This is a genomic window from Nonomuraea jabiensis (genome assembly GCF_014204795.1).
Classification (GTDB): Bacteria; Actinomycetota; Actinomycetes; order Streptosporangiales; family Streptosporangiaceae; genus Nonomuraea; species Nonomuraea jabiensis.
This window is the reverse complement of record NZ_JACHMB010000001.1, coordinates 6,628,663-6,651,139: the sequence shown is the minus strand read 5'-3', so window position 1 is coordinate 6,651,139 and position 22,477 is coordinate 6,628,663. Positions and strand designations below refer to the sequence as shown.

The 22,477-nt window shown below is 67.1% G+C and carries 15 protein-coding genes and 3 pseudogenes; 7 read left to right on the top strand and 11 right to left on the bottom strand.

What is annotated here, in order from left to right; translation table 11 throughout:
* Nucleotides 1–116: 116 nt before the first annotated feature.
* Both HD596_RS63960 and HD596_RS30330 read right to left on the bottom strand, forming a co-directional pair.
* The gene (locus HD596_RS63960; RefSeq protein WP_281398279.1) at nucleotides 117–248 is read right to left on the bottom strand and encodes a hypothetical protein; all 132 of its coding nucleotides are present in this window, start codon (nucleotides 246–248) and stop codon (nucleotides 117–119) included.
* A 164-nt stretch (nucleotides 249–412) separates the two neighbouring features.
* On the bottom strand, nucleotides 413–772 hold the full coding sequence (locus HD596_RS30330; RefSeq protein WP_185072683.1) for a hypothetical protein: 360 nt from the start codon (nucleotides 770–772) through the stop codon (nucleotides 413–415).
* A 678-nt stretch (nucleotides 773–1,450) separates the two neighbouring features.
* Between HD596_RS30330 and HD596_RS30325 the strand changes: the two are divergent.
* Nucleotides 1,451–2,227: pseudogene (locus HD596_RS30325) on the top strand (IS256 family transposase); the annotation flags it as partial.
* A 6-nt stretch (nucleotides 2,228–2,233) separates the two neighbouring features.
* Here the strand turns inward: HD596_RS30325 and HD596_RS66160 are convergent.
* The 3 genes and pseudogenes from HD596_RS66160 to HD596_RS30310 all read right to left on the bottom strand — a co-directional run bounded on the left by HD596_RS66160 (nucleotide 2,234) and on the right by HD596_RS30310 (nucleotide 6,214).
* A pseudogene (locus tag HD596_RS66160) lies at nucleotides 2,234–4,328 on the bottom strand (ISAzo13 family transposase).
* A 46-nt stretch (nucleotides 4,329–4,374) separates the two neighbouring features.
* Nucleotides 4,375–5,151 (bottom strand): annotated as a pseudogene (locus HD596_RS30315) (IS256 family transposase); the annotation flags it as partial.
* A 613-nt stretch (nucleotides 5,152–5,764) separates the two neighbouring features.
* Nucleotides 5,765–6,214: a MarR family winged helix-turn-helix transcriptional regulator gene (locus tag HD596_RS30310; RefSeq protein WP_185072682.1), complete on the bottom strand. Its 450-nt coding sequence runs from the start codon at nucleotides 6,212–6,214 to the stop codon at nucleotides 5,765–5,767.
* Between the two features lie 101 nt (nucleotides 6,215–6,315).
* On the opposite strand from HD596_RS30310, the gene HD596_RS30305 reads away from it, so the two are divergent.
* Nucleotides 6,316–6,732: a hypothetical protein gene (locus tag HD596_RS30305; protein ID WP_185072681.1), complete on the top strand. Its 417-nt coding sequence runs from the start codon at nucleotides 6,316–6,318 to the stop codon at nucleotides 6,730–6,732.
* 1,163 nt (nucleotides 6,733–7,895) lie between these two features.
* Here HD596_RS30305 and HD596_RS30300 read toward each other — a convergent pair.
* Both HD596_RS30300 and HD596_RS30295 read right to left on the bottom strand, forming a co-directional pair.
* Complete coding sequence (locus HD596_RS30300; protein WP_185072680.1) at nucleotides 7,896–8,804, bottom strand: hypothetical protein; 909 nt, start codon at nucleotides 8,802–8,804, stop codon at nucleotides 7,896–7,898.
* Between the two features lie 11 nt (nucleotides 8,805–8,815).
* A complete protein-coding gene (locus HD596_RS30295; protein WP_185072679.1) occupies nucleotides 8,816–9,397 on the bottom strand; it encodes a hypothetical protein in 582 nt (193 codons plus the stop codon).
* A 517-nt stretch (nucleotides 9,398–9,914) separates the two neighbouring features.
* On the opposite strand from HD596_RS30295, the gene HD596_RS30290 reads away from it, so the two are divergent.
* Nucleotides 9,915–11,189, top strand: coding sequence for a serine hydrolase domain-containing protein (locus HD596_RS30290; protein ID WP_185072678.1), 1,275 nt, complete (start codon nucleotides 9,915–9,917; stop codon nucleotides 11,187–11,189).
* An 814-nt stretch (nucleotides 11,190–12,003) separates the two neighbouring features.
* Here HD596_RS30290 and HD596_RS30285 read toward each other — a convergent pair.
* Nucleotides 12,004–13,440 (bottom strand): RICIN domain-containing protein, encoded by a 1,437-nt coding sequence (locus tag HD596_RS30285; protein WP_221519588.1) that lies wholly within the window; start codon nucleotides 13,438–13,440, stop codon nucleotides 12,004–12,006.
* A 95-nt stretch (nucleotides 13,441–13,535) separates the two neighbouring features.
* Complete coding sequence (locus HD596_RS30280) at nucleotides 13,536–14,969, bottom strand: family 43 glycosylhydrolase (RefSeq protein ID WP_185072676.1); 1,434 nt, start codon at nucleotides 14,967–14,969, stop codon at nucleotides 13,536–13,538.
* 301 nt (nucleotides 14,970–15,270) lie between these two features.
* On the opposite strand from HD596_RS30280, the gene HD596_RS30275 reads away from it, so the two are divergent.
* From HD596_RS30275 to HD596_RS30260, 4 genes are all read left to right on the top strand, one after another.
* Nucleotides 15,271–15,573, top strand: a complete 303-nt coding sequence (locus tag HD596_RS30275; RefSeq protein ID WP_185072675.1) for a hypothetical protein — start codon at nucleotides 15,271–15,273, stop codon at nucleotides 15,571–15,573.
* Between the two features lie 312 nt (nucleotides 15,574–15,885).
* On the top strand, nucleotides 15,886–17,214 hold the full coding sequence (locus HD596_RS30270) for an IS256 family transposase (protein WP_376776139.1): 1,329 nt from the start codon (nucleotides 15,886–15,888) through the stop codon (nucleotides 17,212–17,214).
* Between the two features lie 89 nt (nucleotides 17,215–17,303).
* Nucleotides 17,304–18,809 carry an ISL3 family transposase gene (locus HD596_RS30265; protein WP_185078805.1) on the top strand — a complete coding sequence of 502 codons (1,506 nt, stop codon included), beginning with the start codon at nucleotides 17,304–17,306 and terminating at the stop codon, nucleotides 18,807–18,809.
* A gap of 216 nt (nucleotides 18,810–19,025) precedes the next feature.
* Nucleotides 19,026–19,244: a hypothetical protein gene (locus HD596_RS30260; protein ID WP_185072674.1), complete on the top strand. Its 219-nt coding sequence runs from the start codon at nucleotides 19,026–19,028 to the stop codon at nucleotides 19,242–19,244.
* Between the two features lie 115 nt (nucleotides 19,245–19,359).
* Here the strand turns inward: HD596_RS30260 and HD596_RS30255 are convergent, their stop codons facing one another.
* Complete coding sequence (locus tag HD596_RS30255; protein ID WP_313047605.1) at nucleotides 19,360–20,355, bottom strand: DUF4236 domain-containing protein; 996 nt, start codon at nucleotides 20,353–20,355, stop codon at nucleotides 19,360–19,362.
* A 765-nt stretch (nucleotides 20,356–21,120) separates the two neighbouring features.
* Nucleotides 21,121–22,337 (bottom strand): IS3 family transposase gene (locus HD596_RS30250; RefSeq protein WP_376775915.1). Its coding sequence is split into 2 segments (ribosomal slippage): nucleotides 21,121–22,028 and nucleotides 22,028–22,337, totalling 1,218 coding nucleotides; the frame shifts between segments, so codons are not numbered across the junction.
* Nucleotides 22,338–22,477 lie beyond the last annotated feature (140 nt).

Sequence of the window (22,477 nt, the reverse complement as noted above, 5' to 3'; positions counted from 1 at the left end):
CTAGCCGATCGTGCAGGTGTTGCCGTGGCAGCAGGTGCAGATGGGGTGGCGTCCACGACGGCGGCGGTCGTGCGGGTTGGGGTGCCTCGATGGTTCCGTACAGACAGCCCCTTCACCTAATGAACTCCCGGCGGCGTGTAGTGAGAGCCGTTCGGCCGGTCATGGCGGATCAGCGCAATATCTTCGCCGCAGAAGACGAGGCCGCTGGTGCGGATCTTCACGCGGGAGAAGGGAGCCGGATCTGTCATGCGGGCAGTATTGCCCCGCACATGTCTGGGAAGGCGGCGAATGCCGAGCCTCCTCAGGCGAGCGTGGTCATTCCCGCCTTAGGCCACGGAAAGCACGCCCCGTGGGCCATGGCGGCGCGGCCCTGCTGGAGGGATTGGCGCTTTTCCTCGACTCCGGTCAAGTGTTACCTCATGCTGGACCGGGAGATCCAGACGGGTGGGCGACAGGTTCCGAATGTGCGGCCCTCGCAGAGCTTGAAGGCCATGATGCGGCTGAAGAACGTGGAATCCGTGCTGCAGCCCCAGCGTGCGCCGTTTCTGTCGACAACAGTCCACTCTTGCAGGTAGGAGGTGGCGTACTCGACCCGAACGGCTCGGCCGTCGTTGCTCAGATCGCATACCGTGATGTGCTTGCGGTCGGCCGAGATGGTGACGGATCCCCAACCGGCCTCGTCGTGCCAGCCGTCTGCAACATGGGCGGATGCTGGGGAAGCGGTCAGCAGGGCAGCGAGGATAGCGGCCGCGAGGGTGATACGACTGGCCATGGTGAGGGTGTCCGTTCCGTGTGGGCGATCAGAACGGAGTCACTGTGGAACGCTGCGGGCAAGAAGTCCCGCAGGCCGAGTCGTCGCCACCATGGCTTGATCAACATTTGGTGCACGGGCGAACATCAAGATCTGGGCTGGCCTTCGAGGAGGCTGCGCGGCCGCCCGCCGAAGGTGTGGCCGCCGCATACTGCCTGTGCTTCCTGCCGCTAACGCCATGGCAAGAGGATCGGTTAGCAAGATGGCGCAGGTGAATCACGGAGCCCTTGAGCCCTGCGCTTCCCGGCAATCCTTTTGGCAAGCGCGAGATCGGTGCGGGCGGCCGGGCGGTCCGAGGATGTCGAGATCATGGTGCTCCGGCATGAAGGTTGCTGTGTTGAAGCGTCAGGTAGTCCGGTCGAGACCGGACTGGGCCGATAGGGCGCTCTTCGCAGCATTGGCCCGCTTCCTGCCGTCGGTGCTGCGCGCTCATCGGCCCGTCACTCCCGGCGCCCTCTTGGCTTGGCATCGTCGTTTGGTCAAACGCTCGTGGACCTGCCCACACCGCTGGCTGGCCGGTTACGTCCCGTCGGGTGGTGTAGATCCGACCTTGAACGGCGCGTCGTGTTCAACGACAGAGGGCCATCGCGTGAGTCTCTGTGTGAAACCGCCAAGTGACACGCAGAGGAGAAGCACACGATGGCCCTGGACCAGTCTGCGCTGTTAGAGGTCCTGACGGTACTGAAGAACTTTGAGGCGAGCGAGCGGATCCGGCACGCCGCTGAGACCATCTACCAAGCCCTCATCGAGGCCGAGCTGACCGCGGTGATCGGCGCCGCCCCGAACGAGCGCACCCCGGACCGGCTGGCGCAGCGCAACGGGCACCGGTCACGCACTCTCACCACGACCGCCGGAGATCTGGAGCTGCAGATCCCCAAGCTGCGCACCGGCTCGTTCTTCCCGAGTCTGCTGGAACGCCGCCGCCGGGTCGACCAGGCGCTGTTCGCCGTGGTGATGGAGGCCTACCTGCACGGGGTGTCCACCCGCAAGGTCGACGACCTGGTCAAAGCCCTCGGCGCCGACACCGGCATCTCCAAGAGCGAGGTCTCGCGCATCTGCGCCGACCTGGACGAAGAGGTCGCCGCCTTCCGGGACCGCTCCCTGGCCGACCAGCACTATCCCTACCTGTTCTTGGACGCCACCTACTGCAAGGCACGGGTGAACCGGCGGGTGGTCTCCCAGGCCGTCATCGTGGCCACCGGCGTCACCGCCGACGGACGCCGCGAAGTCATAGGCTTCGCCGTCGGTGACAGTGAGGACGGCGCGTTCTGGACGGCGTTCCTGCGCTCGCTCAAGGCGCGTGGCCTGGCCGGGGTGCAACTGGTCATCAGCGACGCCCACGCAGGCCTCGTCGCCTCCATCAGGGCCGTCCTGCTCGACGCCACCTGGCAAAGATGTCGCGTTCACTGGAGCCGTAAAGAATCAAAGTGTCGATTCTGTGACACGTGGGTTGTCGTCGTGCGGTGTGATGGCGTTCAGGAGCGCGTCGGCGCTGGAGTATCGGGTTGCGGATCGGGTGACGGCGTAGGCGGTCTCCTCCAGCAGCGGGCGAACCCAGAGCTTGGCGTTGCCGATGGTTCGTCGGCTCACTTGAAACAGTTCGGCTACGACCTCCCAGGTGCAGACTTTGCGCATGCCGAGGATGACCGCCAGGACGCGCTCGGCGTCGGTGATTTCTCCTGGAAGATGCCTCCGCGGGTGCCAGCCTGCCGGTCACCGCCGCGTTGGCGATGCTTGCGCTGCTCGGCCTCGGCGGCCTGCCGCAGCGACAGCCGCTCGATCAGTGCGGCCAGTTCCGGGCGGCTCATCCCGGTCAGTGCCGGATCTCCGAGCAGCGCCAGCCGGTTCGGTCGTGTCGGGACGGTGTTGCTGTCCAGGAAGTCGCGGAGCGCACTGGCGCTGGTGAAGCGCAGCACGGTGGGGTCGATCTTGAGTTTGCGGGCGGCCAGGAGCTTGCCGGTCTCGGTGACCGCCTGACCGATCGGGGGGCTGGCTGATCTCGAGCATCTCCGACAGGACGCGCTGGGAGCAGATCTGGCGGAGATAGACGATGGCGATCAGGACCTTGTCGGCGTCGGTGAGCAGGGGGCGTCCGTGGGTGGCCTTGACCTGTCGGCGTGGGCCACCGCGGATTTCGAAGTTACGCTGCTCGGCCAGGGCCGCCTGATCCGAGGCCAAAGACGCAGCCAGCTCGTTCAGCTTCTCTCGGCTCATCCCGGTCAGCCGGGGGATCGGCCAGGGCGTGCAGGCTTTCGGACCGGATACGCGCCCGGTCGTCGCATAAGGGCAGGTGCGGGTTGTCGTCTGCCGGGCCGATCGTGTTGTTCCAGGCGCCGCGCTCGATATGTGGGACGATCGGCAGCATGCTCATCCGCTCGGCGGACACCGACACGCCCAGCGGGTAGGCGTTGGTGTCCAGTTCGGCCGCGACGGTCAGCCCGGTGCGGGTGCGGGTCGCGGCGATGCTGTTGACCACGACCTCGTGGCTGGTCAGGGGCCTGCCGCGCCAGTTCATGGTGATGTGCGAGAACAGCCGGTGCTCTATCTTGTTCCACTTGCTGGTGCCGGGCGGAAAGTGGCAGACGGTCACCGCCAGCCCGGTCTCAGCGGCGAAGTCGGCCAGCTCGGCCTTCCATAACCGATAGCGATAGCTGTTGGAGCCCCCGCAGTCCGCCGTGATCAGCAGCCGGTTCGCGTTCGGGTAGTCCAGGCTGCCGCGGCCGCGCCACCAGCGCCGGATCGACTCCACCGCGAACGCCGAGGTGTCGTGATCGACTCCGACGTTCACCCCAGCCCGTGTCGTTGGCCACGTCGTAGATCCCGTACGGGATCGCATGCGGCACGTCCGGGCCGGTGAAGAAGAAGCTGTGGTCTTCGACTCAGACCGGATCGCCTCTGGGCCGCCACTGCCGGCCGGCGTTTGGCAGATCGCCCAAGTGCTCCTTCTTCTTCGTGTCCACGCTGATAACCGGCTCGCCGTCCGCCTGATGGGCTTTGACCTGCTCGTTGATGTAATGGAATTGCGCGTCGCGGTCCGGGTGCTGCTTGCCTTCCAGCGTCTTGGCATTGGCCTGCAGGCTGAAGCCTTCAACAGCCGGCCCACCGTCGGCGCCGAGACTGGATGGCCCTGCCCGGTCAGCTCGTGGGCCAGATCGCGCAGCGACTTGGTGGTCCAGCGCAGCGGCGACATCGGATCACCGCGCTCATCCGGCTCCACCAGCGCCAGCAGTGTTGGCACGAGATCCGGGTCCTGAGCTTCGGCGGCCTTGCGACCTCCACCACGACGACGGACGCGGCCGTCCGGCAGCGGATCCTCACCGGCTTCCAGCTCGAACACCCCGGCGCGGACCGTAGTTTCGGACACCCCGGCCACCGCCGCCACGGTCCGCACCCCACCATGCCCGAGCAGCCGAGCCTCCTGCCCCATCACCAGACGCCGCTGTCGCTCGTTCAGGTGCGGAAACAGCACCCTGAACCGCGAGACGAGCTGATCGCGGACCTCGCTCGGTATGCCCATACCAAGCCAACGAGTTCAAGATCGGAAAGCAACGCCTTATTTCTTGACGGCTCCAGTGAACGCGACATCTTTGCCAGGTGGCGTCGAGCAGGACGGTCCTGATGGAGGCGACGAGGCCGGCGTGGGCGTCGCTGATGGCCAGGTGCACCCCGGCCAGGCCACGCGCCTTGAGCGAGCGCAGGAACGCCGTCCAGAACGCGCCGTCCTCACTGTCGCCCACGCCGAAGCCGATCACCTCGCGGCGTCCGTCGGCGGTGACGCCGGTGGCCACGATGACGGCCTGGGAGACCACCCGCCGGTTCACCCGTGCCTTGCAGTAGGTGGCGTCCAAGAACAGGTAGGGATAGTGCTGGTCGGCCAGGGAGCGGTTCCGGAAGGCGGCGACCTCTTCGTCCAGGTCGGCGCAGATGCGCGAGACCTCGCTCTTGGAGCTGCCGGTGTCGGCGCCGAGGGCTTTGACCAGGTCGTCGACCTTGCGGGTGGACACCCCGTGCAGGTAGGCCTCCATCACCACGGCGAACAGCGCCTGGTCGACCCGGCGGCGGCGTTCCAGCAGACTCGGGAAGAACGAGCCGGTGCGCAGCTTGGGGATCTGCAGCTCCAGATCTCCGGCGGTCGTGGTGAGGGTGCGTGGCCGGTGCCCGTTGCGCTGCGCCAGCCGGTCCGGGGTGCGCTCGTTCGGGGCGGCGCCGATCACCGCGGTCAGCTCGGCCTCGATGAGGGCTTGGTAGATGGTCTCAGCGGCGTGCCGGATCCGCTCGCTCGCCTCGGAGTTCTTCAGTACCGTCAGGACCTCTGACAGGGCAGACTGGTCCAGGGCCATCGTGTGCTTGTCCTCTGCGTGTCACTTGGCGGTTTCACACAGAGACTCACGCGATGGCCCTCTGTCGTTGAACACGACGCGCCGTTCAAGGTCGGATCTACACCACCCGACGGGACGTAACCGCCCCGCAGCCGGGACACGCCACCGGCGCCCCCTCGGACGTGACATGCACAACGATCGCCCCAGCCCCGGGCCGGACACTGCCGACGACCAAGCCGGCCAATTGCGGGAACAACAGCTCCGCAAGATCCTTTACGTCACACCGGCGTCACGCTGACACAGCACGGCGAGATAGCCATGTACCGACACGAGCTATCACGTTCCGTCACCACCGAAAGTGGGCCAGAGCCGATCGGGGTGTACGGGCCGCTTCGTCGCGGGCAGACGAGCGCGATGACGCCCGGGTGGTGAGAGGCGCTCCAGCCGCTGAGCGCGGATCCACTCGGCGACAGTCGTGTTCTCGAAAGCGAACAGCCGGTACAGGGTACGCAGGGAGATGGCGTGCGCGGCGATGATCGTCGCTGGAGACAGCCGGTAGCGCCCCGCCGTCAGCTCGATGGCCGGCCTCGTCAGGCCCGGCCCATCTGAACCTGCGTGCCACGCACGACCGTGACTACGCACAATCGGGGTCGTGGGCGGTGAACAGGCGGGCGACCATGTCGTTCAGTAGCGAGCGCTCGGCGGGTGTCAGCGCGCCGAGGAAGTCGGCCTCCACCTTCGCCATATGCGCCAGCACCTCCTCCACCACGCGTGCGCCGTCCTCGGTGACGGTGATCAGATATTTGCGGCGGTCGGCGGTGTTGCGGACGCGGCGCACATACCCCAGCCGCTCCAGCGTGTTGATGACCTCTGTCATGGTGGTGCGATCCATGCGGGCCAGCGCGGTCAGGTCGCGCTGCGACCTGGCGGCGTCGTGCGCATAGGCCAGCACGCGCAGCTCCTTGCCGGTAAGGCCCCAGCCGCCGACCTCGACCTCGATGCGCTGCCGCGCGAAGTCGCCGAGGCGCGCCAGCATGTAGCCGGTGGCCATGGAGATCCGCTCTGCCGCGCCGCGCGTGCTCATGCCGTCCAATGTAGAGCCCTTGAACCAGGCGATAATCGTCAGCTAGACTGACGAAAAATCGTCAGCCGAGCTGACGGATGATGCCGCGAAAAGGAGCTCTCATGACGCTGTCCTCCCGTGGCGAGACCGCCCTGCGGGTCGTCCTCACCTTGATCGGCGTGATCACCACACTCCCCGTCGTCGCCCTCGTGAACGTCGGCATCCTCGACTGGAACTACGGCGTGTCCGACCCCGCTCCCATGACGCAGGCCCTGCTGCAGCACCGGGGCATGCTGCAGCTTCTGCTCGGGGCCGCCATCATGTGGGCCGCGTTCCACCCGCCGGTGCGCCTCGCGGCCGCCCTGGCCGCCGTGGCCGGCAAGGCCACGTTTCTCGCCCTCATCCTGCCCAACGCGGCGATCCGCGGAGATCTGTCGCCGCTGAGCATCTGGTTTGACTTGACCTGCATTGTCGTGCTGGGACTGCTCGCCACCCGGCTCGTCACGCGCAGACGGGAGCCCGAGACCGCCCCAAACTAAATGAGCTATCTCGGCAGAAGGGACCCACCATGCGCAAGATCGCGTCTGGCCGTGCCCGTTTGCGTGCTGGCGCTTGTCGTCGGCTTCTTCGCCCCACCGCATCCAGGACCCAGGACCGCCCGGGCTACCTCGGCCCGGCACTGGTTCTGGCGTATCCAGTGCCGGGCTGATCTTTGGGGTAGGCGGTGGTGACGGTAGAGGTATCCACCGCCACATCTGTGAGGTGCCGCGCTCCCAGGAGGTGCCGGCCACGGAGACGAGCGCACTGAGCAGGTGGCCAGCGAGCCACTGGCGCAGGTCGTCGGGTAGCGGTGCGGCATCGTAGGTCATCGGCGGACCCTGTTGCCGTGCCCGGTCGGAGGAGGTCCGGCGGCCAAGGCTCTGGTTCAGTGGTGGCCGGGCCCGAGGTCGCTAAGCGGGTCACTGGAGATACCGTTCAGGTCGGCGGCCCGCACCGATCAGCTGACAACGTACGCTGCGCCGCCGTTCGCCGGTCGAGCTCGACATCCCATATCCGGTCGCGGTCGGTATGGGCGCACGGCAGCACCCACACCCCGCCGCGCGCGCGTGCGGCCGATGTTCAGCAAGAAGGGCCAGCCGCACGGCCACGGCAAGATCGATCGGTTCATGTGCGGGTCGATCGCGGCGAGGGTCAGGGTGGCCTGAGCCCCTGGGAGTTCCAGAACGAGGTGGGGTTCGGGTTTTCCAGCCTCGGGTCGTTGACACTCTTGGCCGCGAGTGTCCGCTGACCAAGGCGCATCTCGACGTGCGTGTGCGCATTCGAACTGGACGACACCCCCCCGCCACGATTCGGTGGCGATGACCTGGCCACGGCTGATTTGCTGGCCCTGGCGCAAGGCGGACGACGGAGCGGTGTGCAAGCCGCTGGCATCATCACCGCGGCGGCCAAGGCGGGTCCGGTGGCCGTGCCGGTCGGCCCGGCGCCAGTGGTGATCGGGGTGTGCCAGGCGGTGCGGGCGGTCCCGGATACATGCGGCGGCCTTTTGACCCGGCCCCGGCAGGAGGCGCCGGCCGCACGCGCTTCGGGGGCGTGCGGCGTACGGCGGGCGCCGGTTCGGGGGCGTCCGGCTGGGCGTGTGGCCGACGCGCCTCGGGGGCGTGCGGCGGGCACCGGCCCGGGGCTTGCGGCGGGCGGCGGTCTGTCAGCTCCCGGCCAGCGCGCGGGCGCGCAGTTCGGCCAGGGTCGGGGTGTCCACCTCCGGCTCCTCCTCCACAGGGCCCGGCGTGTCAGGCTGCTCGGCGTCGGGGGTGTCGGAGCCGTCCCATTCGGGGTCGGTGGGCTCCTCCTGCGGGAAGTCGGTCGGCTTGGGCGGGTTCGGGCCGGTCGGCTCAGGCTCAGGCTCCGGCTCGGGCGGCGGGGCCACGCCGTTGAGTATCTGGTTCACCCGGTCAGGGTCGTCCATGAGCGGCGCGATGACGGGCTCGCCCGTCCGCTGCTCGACGAAGACGCCAGCGCCGATCGGGATGTGCACCGAGGCCAGGTAGCCGGACAGTTCCTGCGGGACGGTACGGCCCTCGGCCCGCCGCCGTTCCAGGGCGTTGTGAACGTAGAACAGCCCACGCCCCGCGGTGCCGAGCGAGGCGCGCAGTTCGGCCAGGCCGACCTGGAGCGGCTGCTCGATCTGCAGCCGGATCTTGCCGTCCTGCAGGCCGAGCCCGAGCGCGCCGGACAGCACCTGGTCCACCCTGATCACGAGGGCGGCGTAGCGGACGGCCGCGGCCGGGTCGTCGTGGGCGACGATCGGCCCGGTGGTCGCACCGTCGTCCGAGGCGAAGGCGATACCCGGCTCGATGCCGACGATCGTGCCTTCGACCAGCGCGGCGGCCGGGGTGAAGACGCCAGAGGCGGGCGCCCCCGGCTTCAGGTCGGCCAGGGAGTCGAAGGTGTACTCACCCAGCGACTCGCCCACTCCTGCGCGCATCAGCGACCAGAACGGGGCGGCGGGCTGGGCCGAGCGGGCCGCGGTGACGCCGGCGGCGGCGATGAGGGCGAGGCCGGCGGCCAGGCACAGGGCCACGGCCGTGGTGCGGGAGCGGAGCGTCTTGTGCATGGTCCCCGTCCTCAGTAGCGGCCGTTGATGTGGGCGATGTCGTGGCTGTTGTACGTGCGCGTCGAGACGCGGCCGTCCCGCAGGCAGGAGGAGGTCTGGGAGGAGTGTCCGAGCCCCACGGTGTGCCCGACCTCATGGCAGGCGGTGTGCTTGCGCTCGTTCTCGCTGAACCTGTTCATGTCCGCCAGGTCGAAACGGACTTCGTACTGGTCGCACTTCCACCAGCTCGTCGAGATGGCCGGCACGAGGGCCCGTACGCACTGGGCGCGCGCGTGGACGTTCGTCCCGGTGCTCGAACCGTCCCGGTCGATGCCCCAGTAGTCGTCGTAGTACTGGTCGAACATCTCCACGTCGGTCTGGTTGTTCGGGGTGCTGTCGTAGTGGACGGTCATGTCGGTCTGGCTGCCAAGGTTGATCATGGCGTAGTTGCCCGCGACCTTCATGTTCCCCGTCAGCGACGAGTAGTTGTAGGAGTGGCTCTTGTTGTCGGCGTGCATACAGCAGCCTGACGGATGCAGGACCGACCAGCCGAACGAGTTGGCCTGGGCGGGCGGAGTGAGCACGACGAGGGTGATGAGGGTAATGAAGGCCATGAGGGCGGCCATTGCCGCGCCGCGTCCATCACGGCGCAGGGAGGTTGGGGACACTCGGATCCTTTCGGTAGGTTCTCCGCTTTCCCGCGGAATCGAAAAGGCCGCCGACGTGATCGCGTTTCACACCGCACTTGGGCTTCCCGCCGGCCGGACGCGGGCTCTCCAGGCCGGCCGGTTCGGGATCCGGGTCGAGTAGTCGAGTAATAGATGCCGACCTGTACGAGCCGGCCGTATGCGCCGATTCCTTTGAAATTCCGCTGAAGGAAGGGCCCGGTCGGCGGGTGTCCGATTCCTGCGAAGGACGCCGCACCCTCGACGGAAAGGTCAGCCGTGTCGCCCGGCCCATTGCCCGGACCGAACTGCCACAGCTGCACAATCCGCCCACCTAGGTCGATCTCGGTCCGCTCGTCGAAGACCATGTCAGGCAGCGGCCGACGTGACCCGATGCCCGCCGACAGGATGGGCAATACCGGTGAAATCGGTCCACCGAGGCGGACGATCCACTAGATATCTGGTCATGACGATCAACGACCCGCGTCTGTCCGTATCGAATGGCCTGAGCAGGCGGCGGTTCCTGGCGGCAGGCGCCGCCGCAGTGCCCGCCCTCGCGCTGGGAGCCTCCCGGTCGGCGTTCGCCGCGACGGTCCAGACCGCGGGAGTGGCACCGGCCGCGCTCGCAGGCTTCGACAACGTGCTGAAGACCTACATCGCGGAGCGCGGGATCTCCTGCGCGCAGCTCGCCATCACCAAGAACGGCAAGCTGGTGCTGGCCAGGGCCTACCGCTACAGCGACGACCCCGCCGTGCCGAAGCTCACGCCCACTTCTCTGTTCCGTATCGCGAGTCTCAGCAAGCACATCACCGCCGTGGCGATCATGAGGCTGGCGCAGGACGGCAAGCTGAGCCTGGGAACGTCCATCGCCACGCTGCTCGGGCTGCCGACCACGGCGGACGCCCGTCTAGCGAACGTGACGGTGTGGCGGCTCCTGCAGCACACGGGCGGATGGGACCGCGACATCTCAGGCGACTACCTGTACCTGGACCACACCATCTCCCGATCGCTCGGCGTCCCCCTGCCGATCACGCGCGAGCACGTCATCCAGTACGCCAGCGGCCGCCCGCTCGACTTCGCCCCCGGCAGCAGGTACGCCTACAGCAACTACGGCTACATGCTGCTCGGCATGATCGTCGAGAAGGTGTCGGGCATGGCTTACGAGTCGTACGTCCAGCAGAAGGTCTTGGCGCCCGTCGGCATCAGCCGCATGCGGCTCGGCCGTACCCTCAAGGCACAGGCCGCGCCCGGCGAGGTCGTCTACGAGTCGGCGCAGACGAGCAGGATCGTCACCGACGCGTCCGGTACGACGGTGCCGGCCCCGTACGGCGGCTTCAGCATGGAGAACCGCGGGCCGGGCGGCGGCTGGCTGGCCTCGGCGGTGGACCTGGCGCGCTTCGCGCGCATCCTCGACGCCCCCGGCGCGGTGCTGAACGCGACATCCATCGGCAGGATGGTGGCCAAGCCGGAGATCGGCATCACGGACAACGGCTCCTGGTACGGGGCCGGTCTGTGGGTCCGCCAGGTGACGGGGCACCTCAACACCTGGCACAGCGGCGGATTACCGGGGACCTACACCTACACCGCCCGGCTCCAGGACGGCTTCACCTACGCCGCCCTGTTCAACCGCAACGAGGAGAGCGGGTCGCCGGACTTCGACGTGCTCAGCCCGCGCATCAACGCTCAGATCGGCAAGGTGACCACCTGGCCGACGACGGATCTTTTCCCGCGCTATCTCTAAGTTTGACGTTTAACCTGCCTGCCGCTGGCGTTCAGTGATGTGGGGGGGCGTGTAACGGTCTTCGGGGTTGAGGAACCTGCGGACAGCCGTTGGCGGTACCCGCGAGTAATTTAGCTGGATGCTTCGGCAGGGTCGTCTCGCGCAACGGGTCCGCCTCTGGCCGGGATGAGCGAGGGCGGACCCGGCTGGCCGGGCAGTAGTCCGGTCAGTGCGGTTCGGATGGCGGCCCGGCTCACTCCATGCGCACGGGCGAGAGCCGCGATCGAGGTGCCGTGGTCGGTGAACGCCGATCGCACCTCCTCAAGCTGGGCGCCGGCCAGCGCGGCCGGCCGCGGCAGCGGCCTTCGGCTTCAGCGGCGGCGATCCCTTCGGCGGTCAGCTCGTTCTGCAGGTCGCGCTGGAACTGCCCGACTGCGGTGATCACGTTGATGAGCAGCGCTGTCGTCGCGTCGTTCGCCGCGAGGTCCTGGAAGTTCGACCGCGCAGGGCGACGCCGCGGGCCTGGCACCAGTCGCGGACGGCGTGGCGAGCTGTCACCCCGGATGGTCTGTGGCCCGGGAGGGTTTGATGCGGTTCTCACGGACCTGTGATGATCGTTCAGAAATGAGTGAATCCGCGGTGGGGTCGCCGCGGACAGCTCGACGACCACGTCACGGCGCCTGGCCGGCAGATTGGCCAGGCGCCGCCGGTATCGTCGACCGCTTGCTCGTTTCCCGATCCGTCCGGCTCCCGGGCACCAGGCACACAGCACGCGCTCGGCACCGGAGGCGGTGAGGGCCGTACCGCGGGATCTGCGGTCATGTCGGGACGATCGTTAGATGGCTGTGCGCGACCACTGCTGGTTGGTGCCGGTGTTGCACGGATACTGCTTGAGGATCACGCCGTCGGCGGTCGAGGCGGACGGTACGTCCACGCATTTGCTGCTGTGTCGTGCCCGGAGCTGGAAGTAGCTGCCGTTGGCGACCATCTGGAACTGCTGGTTGGTGCCGCTGCCACAGGTGTACTGGATGAGCTCGGCACCGTCGGCGGTTGAGGCGTTCACCACGTCGAGGCACTTTCCGCTGTGCTGGCTGATGAGGCGCCAGTAGCCGCTGCCGGCGTCCTGGAACTGCCACTGCTGCCAGGCGTTGCCGTTGTAGGTGTACTGGCCGACACGCGCGCCGTTGTCGGTGTTCGGCTGCTGGACGTCCATGGCCTTGCCGCTGTGACGCACGTTGATCCTGTAGGTGGAGTCACCGCCGCCGATGGTGTCGCCCCAGGCATACCGGATCCGGTCAGCGCCGGAGGTGTTGCGGACGGTCAAGTTGAGATTGGTGCCGCTGCCGCTCAGGGCGTACATCGAGTACCAGTCATAGCCGATGTTGCCCGGCTTGCCGCCGAGGGCGGGCCAGTAGGTGCCGCCCATTTGGTTGTCACGCATGACCTGGGCCATGGCGCGGATGTGGCGCACGAAGTTGTCGGTGCTGTTGGCGTCGCCGTAGTTGAGGCCGGTGGACATCGGCGCGCCGAACTCGGTGGCGACCGCGCGGGAGGCGCAGTTGCCCAGACGCGTCTGAATGTGGCTTCGGAAGGCGTCGTAGGTCATCGCGCTGTAGAAGAAGGCGTAGTGGTGGAAGGACAGCAGCGTCGAGTTGAAGCGGCTGTCGTTGCAGATGTCCCGCAGGTCCTGGCTGTAGCCGGTGCCGCCGATCAGCACCCGGTTCGCGGGGGCCGAGTAGTGGTAGTCCAGCCAGTCGGCGGCGATGTTGCGCCATTCGGCCGAGCTGTAGCCGTGCGGCTCGTTCATCGGCTCGAAGTAGACGTTGCTGTTGGAGCCGTACGTGTTGGTCACGCTGGACCACATCGAGTTCCACGCCGCCAGGTTGATGATACGGCCGCCGGAGGCGGCGCCGTCCTCCCAGTAGGCGAGGATGACCTTCCAGCCGCGGGCCGTAGCGGCGTCGATGGCTCCGCGGTAGGCGTTCCACCAGGTGGTGTTGGCCACCGTGTGCGTGTTGATGGGCAGCCGGACGGTGTTGATCCCCATGGTGGAGGCCATGTCGTCGTAGAGCGCGTCGGCCTTGGCGCGTACTGTCGCGTTGCTGTCGGACTGGCTCAGGCCCTGCACGACAAGCGTGCCGGTGCTGAAGTTGTCACCCAGCACGGCCCAGTTCATGCCCCGGAATTGGCTGGTGGCGGCATTGGCCGGCGATGTGGAGACCGTCAGGCTCGCCGCCGCGGCGAGCGCGGTCGCCACCAGGGCGATCAGCAACCGGCGTAACGAACGGGTGCTCCGCGATGGTCCTGATGTCAGAGTCATGAATGTCCAATCACTAGACGGATCCGCGGTCATGTCGGGGACGATCGTTAGATGGCTGTGCGCGACCACTGCTGGTTGGTGCCGGTGTTGCACGGATACTGCTTGAGGATCACGCCGTCGGCGGTCGAGGCGGACGGTACGTCCACGCATTTGCTGCTGTGTCGTGCCTGGAGCTGGAAGTAGCTGCCGTTGGCGACCATCTGGAACTGCTGGTTGGTGCCGCTGCCACAGGTGTACTGGATGAGCTCGGCACCGTCGGCGGTTGAGGCGTTCACCACGTCGAGGCACTTTCCGCTGTGCTGGCTGATGATGCGCCAGTAGCCGCTGCCGGCGTCCTGGAACTGCCACTGCTGCCAGGCGTTGCCGTTGTAGGTGTACTGGCCGACACGCGCGCCGTTGTCGGTGTTCGGCTGCTGGACGTCCATGGCCTTGCCGCTGTGACGCGCGTTGATCCGGTAGACCGTCCGGGACGAAGCGTTGGAGTCGCCGGAGGGACCCTCGATCGTGGTCCGGGTCCTGACCGGCACGCCGAGGTTGGGCGAGCCGTCCGAGTTGAAGCTGATCTTCTGGGCCCGCGTGGTGCGCGTGGTGCCGCAGCCCTGGCCGGCGGAGGAGTTGGCGTGGTAGACGATCCAGGTCTCGGTGTTGTCGGGTGACTTGACGAATGAGGCGTGACCCGGGCCGTAGACGCCGTTGGCGTCGCTGCGCTGGAAGATGGGCGTGGACTCCTTCGTCCACGAGCTGGGCGACATCGGATCGCCACCGGTCCAGGTCAGCATGCCGAGCTTGTAGTCGGGCGTCTGGCAGGAGCTCGCCGAGTACGTCAGGAAGGTCTTTCCGGCGTTGTCGACGGCGTACGGGCCCTCGTTGACCGGCGAGCCCTGCCGCTCCCACGACAGCGTCGGCGACGAGATCCGGATGCCGTTCCGCGAGACCTGGGTCGGCGACGACATCGGGGCGATGAACAGCCCTTGCTCCCCGCCGCGGAACGCGGAGTAGACGAAGTGGTTCGGGTACCCGTTGAACCGGATAACGCTGCCGTCGATCGCCCACGCGCCGTTGGGCTCCAGGTTGAGGATGCCCCGGTAGGTGTACGGGCCCAGCGGGTCAGAGCCGGCGCTCTCCAGTACGCAGGTCCGGCGCTCACCCTGGCCGGGCGACGCCTCCGCCGAGAAGTACAGGTACCACCGGTTGTTGATCCACTGCAGGTCGGGCGCCCACATGGTGCAGCAGCCGGGCCCGGGGCTCAGGGTGAACACCGTCTGCTCGGCCGCGGTCTTCAAGCCGGCCATCGTGGCCGACTTGCGCATGATGATCCTCGAGGACCACGTCGTGGCCACGTAGTACCAGTAGCCGTCGCTGTACACGATCGAGGGGTCCGCGCTGTTGGGCGTGCCGACGAGGGGGTTGGTGAACGATGGACCGGGTGCCGCCAGCGCCGGCGAGGCGGGGACGACCACGCCCAGGACGGAGGCGAGCACGCCCGCCGCGCAAGGCTGAGCAGCCGCCGCGCCGTTGCCAGGCTCTTTCGTAAGAACATCGTGGTTCCTTTTCGGGGGAACTGCGCTGTCTTCACAGAGAATTGTTAACGCTAACATTTCACAGCACAAAAAGCCGAGCCGTGCATGAGTGTTAACGCCTTCATCGCCCGCGTCAAGAAGTGGTAATCGAGAAAATCATCATGTTAACGTTCGCACAACTTTGTGACCCCCGTCACCTGGTGACCATGCGCGACAGAGCCTGCACCATCCGTCCCGCGCTTCACCGCCCAGGAGGCCATCCGTGAACAGACAGCCGAAGGTCAGACGCTGGCTGGCCAAATTAAGCCTCGTGGCGCTCGCTGCCGTCGGCACCGCGGTGGCCGTCGCACCACCGGCACAGGCCGCCCCCGGCTACGTCTACACCACGTTCAAGGGAGACGCCGCCGCCGACCAGGAGCTCTGGGTCTACTCATCGAGCAACGGCACGAACTTCAGCGTGCTGGCCGACACCAACTACCGCGGCCCGACCGGCGTGCTGCGCGACCCCAGCATCATCCAGCACAACGGGCTCTACTGCATCGCCCTGTACCGCCTGGGACTGTAAGAACAACGGCTCTGGCCCACTTTCGGTGGTGACGGAACGTGATAGCTCGTGTCGGTACATGGCTATCTCGCCGTGCTGTGTCAGCGTGACGCGGGGGTATCACTCCAGGTGTGGAAATGATCACCAAACGTAGACGGAAATCTGCAAAGATCATTGACCATCTCGGGGGAGAACACGATCATGTCCACGACACGGGGAAGAACCGCGCTGGCCGCGGTGGGGCAAGACCAGCACGATGACACATCGGCGCTGCTGGGGGCGGCTGCTCATCATGGCGGGGAAAAATCCCCCCAGCGTGACGGCGAGACGCCGTTGCGGGACCTGCTCGGCGATCACGTGCTGGACCTGCTGCTGGAACGCTCACGCGACAGCGCGGGCGGGCTGCGGCTGACCGGGCAGGGCTCGATGCTCGGCGAGTTGGTCAAGGCGGTGCTGGAACGCGCGCTGGAGGGCGAGCTGTCGGCGCATCTGGGCTACGGCAAGCACGAGGTGGCCGGCCATGGCAGCGGCAACTCCCGCAACGGCAGGATCGGCAAGACCGTGCAGACGGGGGTGGGGCCGGTGCGGCTGTCCGTGCCCCGCGACCGGGCCGGCACCTTCGAGCCGATGCTGGTGCCCAAACGGGCCGGCCGCGTCTCCGGCGGCCTGGACGACATGATCATCAGCCTGTACGCGCACGGCATGAGCGTGCGCGACATCCAGCACCACCTGCGTCAGATCTACGACACCGAACTGTCGCACGAGGCCATCTCCAACATCACCGACGCCGTACTCGAAGAGGTCCGCGCCTGGCAGGCACGGCCGTTGGATGCCGTCTACCCGGTGGTGTTCCTGGACGCCATCGTGGTCAAGGTCCGCGACAACCACAGCGTCCAGGCCAAACCCGCCTACCTCGCGATCGGTATCGACGCCGACGGCGACAAGCACGTGCTGGGGATCTGGCTGGCCAAGACCCCGCTCGATGCCGCCACCGCCGGCGAGTCGGCCCGTTTTTGGACCTCTGTGATGACCGACCTGCGCAACCGGGGAGTGCGCGACATCCTCATCGCCTGCACCGACGGACTGAACGGCTTCGAAGACGCCATCCACCATGCCTTCCCGCACACCATCGTGCAGGCCTGCGTCGTGCACCTGATCCGCAACGCGCTGCGGCCGGTCGCCCGTCGTGACCGCGCCACGCTGGCCGCCGAGCTCAAGAAGATCTATACGGCGCCCAGTGCGGAAGCCGCCTTCGACGCCCTGGCCGACTTCACCGCCTCCACCTGGGGCCAGAGGTATCCGCAGGCGGCCCGTGTGTTCGAGACCGCCTGGGACCGCTTCACCCCGTTCTTCGCCTTCTCCCCGGCGGTCCGCAAGCTGCTCTACACCACCAACAGCATCGAGTCGCTGAACTACCAGCTGCGCAAGGTCACCAAGGCCCGCGGCCACTTCCCCGGCGACGACGCCGTGGTCAAACTGCTGTGGCTGGCCATCATCAATATCGAGGACAAACGCGCCCGCGAACGCGCCATCACCAAGGAGGAGACCGGAAAGATCAAGAACTCGCCCAGCACCGCCCGCCTGATCGAAGGACAACGCACCATCGGCTGGCGCGAAGCGCTGATCGAACTCGACATCGCCTATCCAGGCCGCATCAGGTAAAGACCGACCTCAGGCCATCAGAAACGATCTTTACACACCTGAAGTGACAACCTCCGTGACGCCGGTGTGACGTAAAGGATCTTGCGGAGCTGTTGTTCCCGCAATTGGCCGGCTTGGTCGTCGGCAGTGTCCGGCCCGGGGCTGGGGCGATCGTTGTGCATGTCACGTCCGAGGGGGCGCCGGTGGCGTGTCCCGGCTGCGGGGCAGCCGGACGGGTGCATGGCTATGTGGATCGGCAGCTGGCGGACCTGCCGTTGGGCGGGCAGCGAGTGCTCGTGCGACTGCGGTTTCGGCGGTTGAGGTGCGCGACGGTCGGGTGTGAGCGGCAGACGTTCCGGGAGCCGTTGCCCGGTTTGGCCGAGCCGTATCAGCGTCGCACGATCGCCTTGAGCGCGCAGGTGGGGGCGGTGGTGCGGGAGTTGGCCGGGCGAGCGGGGTCTCGGTTGCTGGACGTGCTGGGAATCGGGATCTCGCGGCAGAGCGCGATCCGGTCTTTGTTACGCCTGCCACTGCCAGTCCGTCCAACGCCGGAGGTGATCGGGGTGGATGACTTCGCGCTCCGTAAGCGGCACCGCTACGCCACGGTGATCATCAACGCGGTGACGCGGGAGCGGCTCGATGTGCTCGCCGACCGTCAGGCCGACACCTTGGAGGCGTGGCTGCGTGCTCATCCCGGCGTGCGGGTGGTGTGCCGGGACAGCAGCGGCGCTTACGCCGAGGCGATCCGTCGCGCTCTGCCTGAAGCGGTGCAGGTCGGTGATCGCCGGCATATCTGGCACAACCTGGCTGAAGCCGTGGTGAAGGAGGTCGCCGCGCACTCGGTCTGCTGGGGCAAGAGCGGCCCGCCGCCAAGAGAGGGGGTGCGGGCCGCCACCACTCGCGATCGGTGGCGGCAGGTCCATGCTCTGCTCGACCAGGGCGTTGGGCTGCTGGAGTGTGCCCGCCGTCTCGGTCTGGCGTTGAACACCGTCAAGCGGTACGCCCGCATCGCTGAGCCCGAGCGGCTCGTCCGGGTCCCGAAGTACCGGCCTACGCTCGTCGATCCGTTCCGTGATCACCTTCGACGCCGCCGCGCCGAAGAGCCCGCCGTCTCGGTTCAGCAGTTGCTCGCCGAGATCAAGGAGCTCGGCTATACCGGCAGCCAGAACCTGCTGTACCGGTACATCAACCAAGGCAGAGTCGAGTGCGACCAGCTCGCGATCTCGCCGAAGCGACTGGCCGGCCTGCTCCTCAGTGAACCAGGCACACTGACCGACGCCCAGCGGGAACGGCTCGATGCCGCCATCGACGCCTGCGGTGAGATGACCATGCTGAGCGGCCTCATCCGGGACTTCGCCGCCCTCCTCGACCCGAAGGACGGTAACGACAGGCTGCTGGCCGCCTGGATAGAGCTCGCACGACAAGTCGACCTGCCGCACGTGCATGCCTTCACCCGCGGCCTGGCCAACGACCGCGCCGCAGTGGACGCCGCGCTCAGCCTGCCGTTCCACAACGGCGGTACCGAAGGCGTCAACACCAAGACCAAGCTCCTCAAACGGCAGATGTACGGCCGCGCCGGGTTCGCTCTCCTTCGCCACCGCATCCTGCTCGGCTAACCACGTACCGTCACCACCAAAAGTGGACCAGAGCCGTTGTTCTTACAGTCCCGTCAAGCGCTCTGCGATGACTTTTGAAGCGGTACAGGCATGCTAGGCCGGTAATCGAAGAGTCGGGAGGAAGCAGTGGGGTGGCGCGTCGCAGTCGTGGCTGGCGTGGCCCTGGCCGCAGTTCCCACGATTACAGCGGCGGCCCCGGTCGGAGTGTCTTGCCTGATGTCGACGTCATATACGGACAAGCTGATCGATGCCTGGATCGCTGAGAATGCACCAGCGACGGTGCAGCCGCCCGCCCCTGAGATCGCCGCGACGTTCTCTCCCTACATGGACGTGAAGGTGATGGAGGGCCCGCCTCCCATGGGGGAGGAGCGCGTCACGACAGAAGAGTTGGCGCTCTACGTGGTGGCACTGAAGGGGTGCAACAGCGATACGTGATCAGAAGCTTTCTGCTCGGGAGGCAGTCGTGAGCGGTAGGTCCGCAGACGCGGACCCTTAGGGCCACGCCAGAAGGTCTGGCGGGCCCAGACAATTCCGCGTATGAGCTCCTCACTCAGGAGTGGATCACAGGTGGGCGAGCGGTGATGGACTGGTGGAGTGCGTTCGCCACAGAGTGGACGAGCGGGACTTGGGAGGCGTCCCAGACGAGGTTGAGACCGTTGTGGCTGCGGAGGGTGAGCCTGCCGTACAGCAGGATGGGCAGGCGGGCGTTGTTTTTAAAACGGCGGTCGGGGCCGCCCTTGACGTTGACGTAGCGCCAGGTGGAGTCCACGACTGTGCCGTCGGGTGGCACCGGGCCTTCTTCGATGAAGCGGGCATGTTCCACGCCGGCTTGGAGGTGCTGATAGGGGGGGTCGGCGACGTGGCGGCCGTTCCGGAACAGGACCCGGTCGGGGAGGAAGTGCACCGACAGGCTGCCTGCGGTCAGGGTCGGGACGGCGACGTTGGTGACCAGGATCCGTGGTCCCGCCAACCGGGCCGAGGCGTTCATCCTGTGCAGCAGACTGGAGGCGCCGGCGTTCACCTTGAACTGGTAGGTGCTGGTGATCGCGCCGGATGCGGTGATCAGCCAGAACCCGTGGGCTCGTTGGAGGCCGGTGATCGAGCTGACGAGGTGATCGAAGCGCGAAGCGGCCTCATCGGTCACGTCGTACATGACGACCACCGCGCGAGCCGCCTGATCGCGCAACACCACCCAGAGCACGCAAGGCAGCCCGACGGCGACGATGACCAGGCCGAAGCGTCCTGCCACCAGCCCCGCGACGAGCAGGGCGGCCAGGGCGAATGGCCAGTACGGTCGGCGTTTGGCGGCCTTCTGCAACTGCTGGACGACGTCACTCGGCTGGGCCGGGACCAGGCTGACGACATCGTGCATGACCACGTCATGGTCGGGTGCGATGGTGCGGTAGGAGATCGCTCCGCGTTCCATGCGCACGACGTTGCCGCGGGGGCCCATCCCCACCCGAAAGCCCGGGATTCCGGTCGAGACTCCCATGCCGGCCTGGCTGAGGGTGAACCGGAACGGTCCAACCCTGAGGCTGGTGCGCACATAGAAACCCACGATGAGGAATCCTTCCGACCCGGGTGCCCGTTACTGCGGCAGATCGAGGTTCTGGAGATCGTGTACTGCGTTAGGACACAATCACGACGGCTCTGACCTGTGGTTGGCGAGGTTCATCCCCGCAGACAAAATCGCGTCTTGTACTCGTCCGCCTGCCTCTACCTGAGCACGCTCCGGGTATTCGCCTGGCTGATGTTGCTGGGCCGCAGCCAAGCGTCGAAGGAGGCGGAGATCATGGTGTTGCGTCACGAGGTGGCGGTGCTGTGGCGTCAGGTCGTCCGGCCGAAGCCGACTGGTCCTACACGTGTGAACCCAGCGCGTTATGGCCCTGCCTTAACTTTGGTTCTTGATTGCACTTGATGTGACCACTTAACTGGGCCGCTTACCTAAATGTTCGTCGTGTCTGGGTCTGTCGTTGCTTGGTCCGTACGTTGCTTTTGAGACGGACCTGGAGGTAAGCGATGATGGGCAGCGACGACAGGCATTGCGTGGTGTACAAGCGGTGCGGATGCAGCGACGAGGTCAGCGGCAGGCGACTGGGTAGTCGTTGTGGCCGTTTGGCCGAGGCCGGGCATGGGAGCTGGTATTTCGCGGTCCAGGTCGTAGGGGCGTCGGGTCGGCGGGAGCGGGTTCGACGCGGTGGCTTCACGAGCGCTGAGGCGGCGCGGTGTGCGGGCCGTGAACTGCTGATTGCAGAGGTGGATGGGCCGCTGTCTGCCGGGGGGGCTCGCCCCGAAGTGTGGACACGGGTTGTTATGCGGCGAGCAGCACCTTATCGGTGGTTTGCTGCTCGTAGTCGATAGGGCTGAGGTAGCCGAGGGTGGAGTGTCTCCTTCGGGTGTTGTAGCGGGTGATCCACTTGAAGACGGCCAGGCGGGCCTCACGCGCCGAGGACCAGCGCTTGGCGCCCTGCAGCGTTTCGCGTTTGAGGGTGGCGTTGAACGCCTCTGCCGCGGCGTTGTCGGCGCTGGTGCCGACGGCTCCCATGGACTGGCGCACGCCGAGCTCGGCGCAGACCTTGGCGAACTCGGCCGGGGTGTACTGGGCCCCGTGATCGGCATGGAAGATCGCGCCGTGCAGGCTGCCCCGTGTCGCAGCGGCCGCGCGCAGCGCGTCGCTCACCAGCTCGGTGCGCATGTGATCGGCGATCGACCAGCCCGCCAGCCGGCGTGAGCCCAGGTCCAGGACGGTCGCCAGATACAGGAACCGGCCCTCGCCGACGGGCAGGTAGGTGATGTCGCCGACATAGCGCCGGTTCGGGGCCGGCGCGGTGAAGTCCCGCTTGATCAGGTCGGGCACCTTGTGATGCGAGAGTTCCGGAACCGTGGTGCGCACCTTCTTGCGCAGGTGCAGCCCGACGATGCCGAAACTGCGCATCACCCGCGCGACCCGCTTGTGGTTGACCGTGTGGCCCCGGGCGCGCAGCTCGGCGGTGATGCGCGGACTGCCGTAGGTGCCGTCGAACGCGCCGTGGATCTGCTTGATCTCCGCGGCGAGTGCGGCATCGGCCGCGGCCCGCTCCGCCCGGGCTGGCGCGGCCTTGCGCCACCGGTAGAAGCTCGAGCGCGACACCTTCAGGACCCGGCGCAGCCGCTTCACGCCGAAGGCGCCCGCGTGGTCGTCGACGAACTCGAAGCGGCTCACCAGTTCGTCTCGCCGGCGAAATACTTCGCCGCCCGGCGCAGGATGTCGCGCTCCATCTCCAGCTCCCGGATCCGCGCCTTGAGCTGCTTGTTCTCCTCTTCCAGCACGTCGTCGGACGATAGCGGGCCCCGCGCCGGCTTCCTCGCCACCCCCCGCTCCTTGGCGCCCGCGGTACCGTCCGCCTGGGCCTGACGCACCCAGTTACGCAGCGTCTCCCGGCTGATCCCCAGGTCCTCAGCCACCGAGGCCAGCGTCCGTCCCGGATCGGATAGATACAACGCGACGGCGTCTGCCTTGAACTCCGGCGGATACGACTTCATCGTCACGTGGAACTCCTCCATCATCCGGTACTCAAGGTGTCCACACATCGGGGGCAGGGCCCGGCCACTGCGCCTGCCAATGATCTCATTTACTCAGCGCTGATCAACGGCGGCGGTCGCGTACGGTAACGGGGAACACCGGCCGG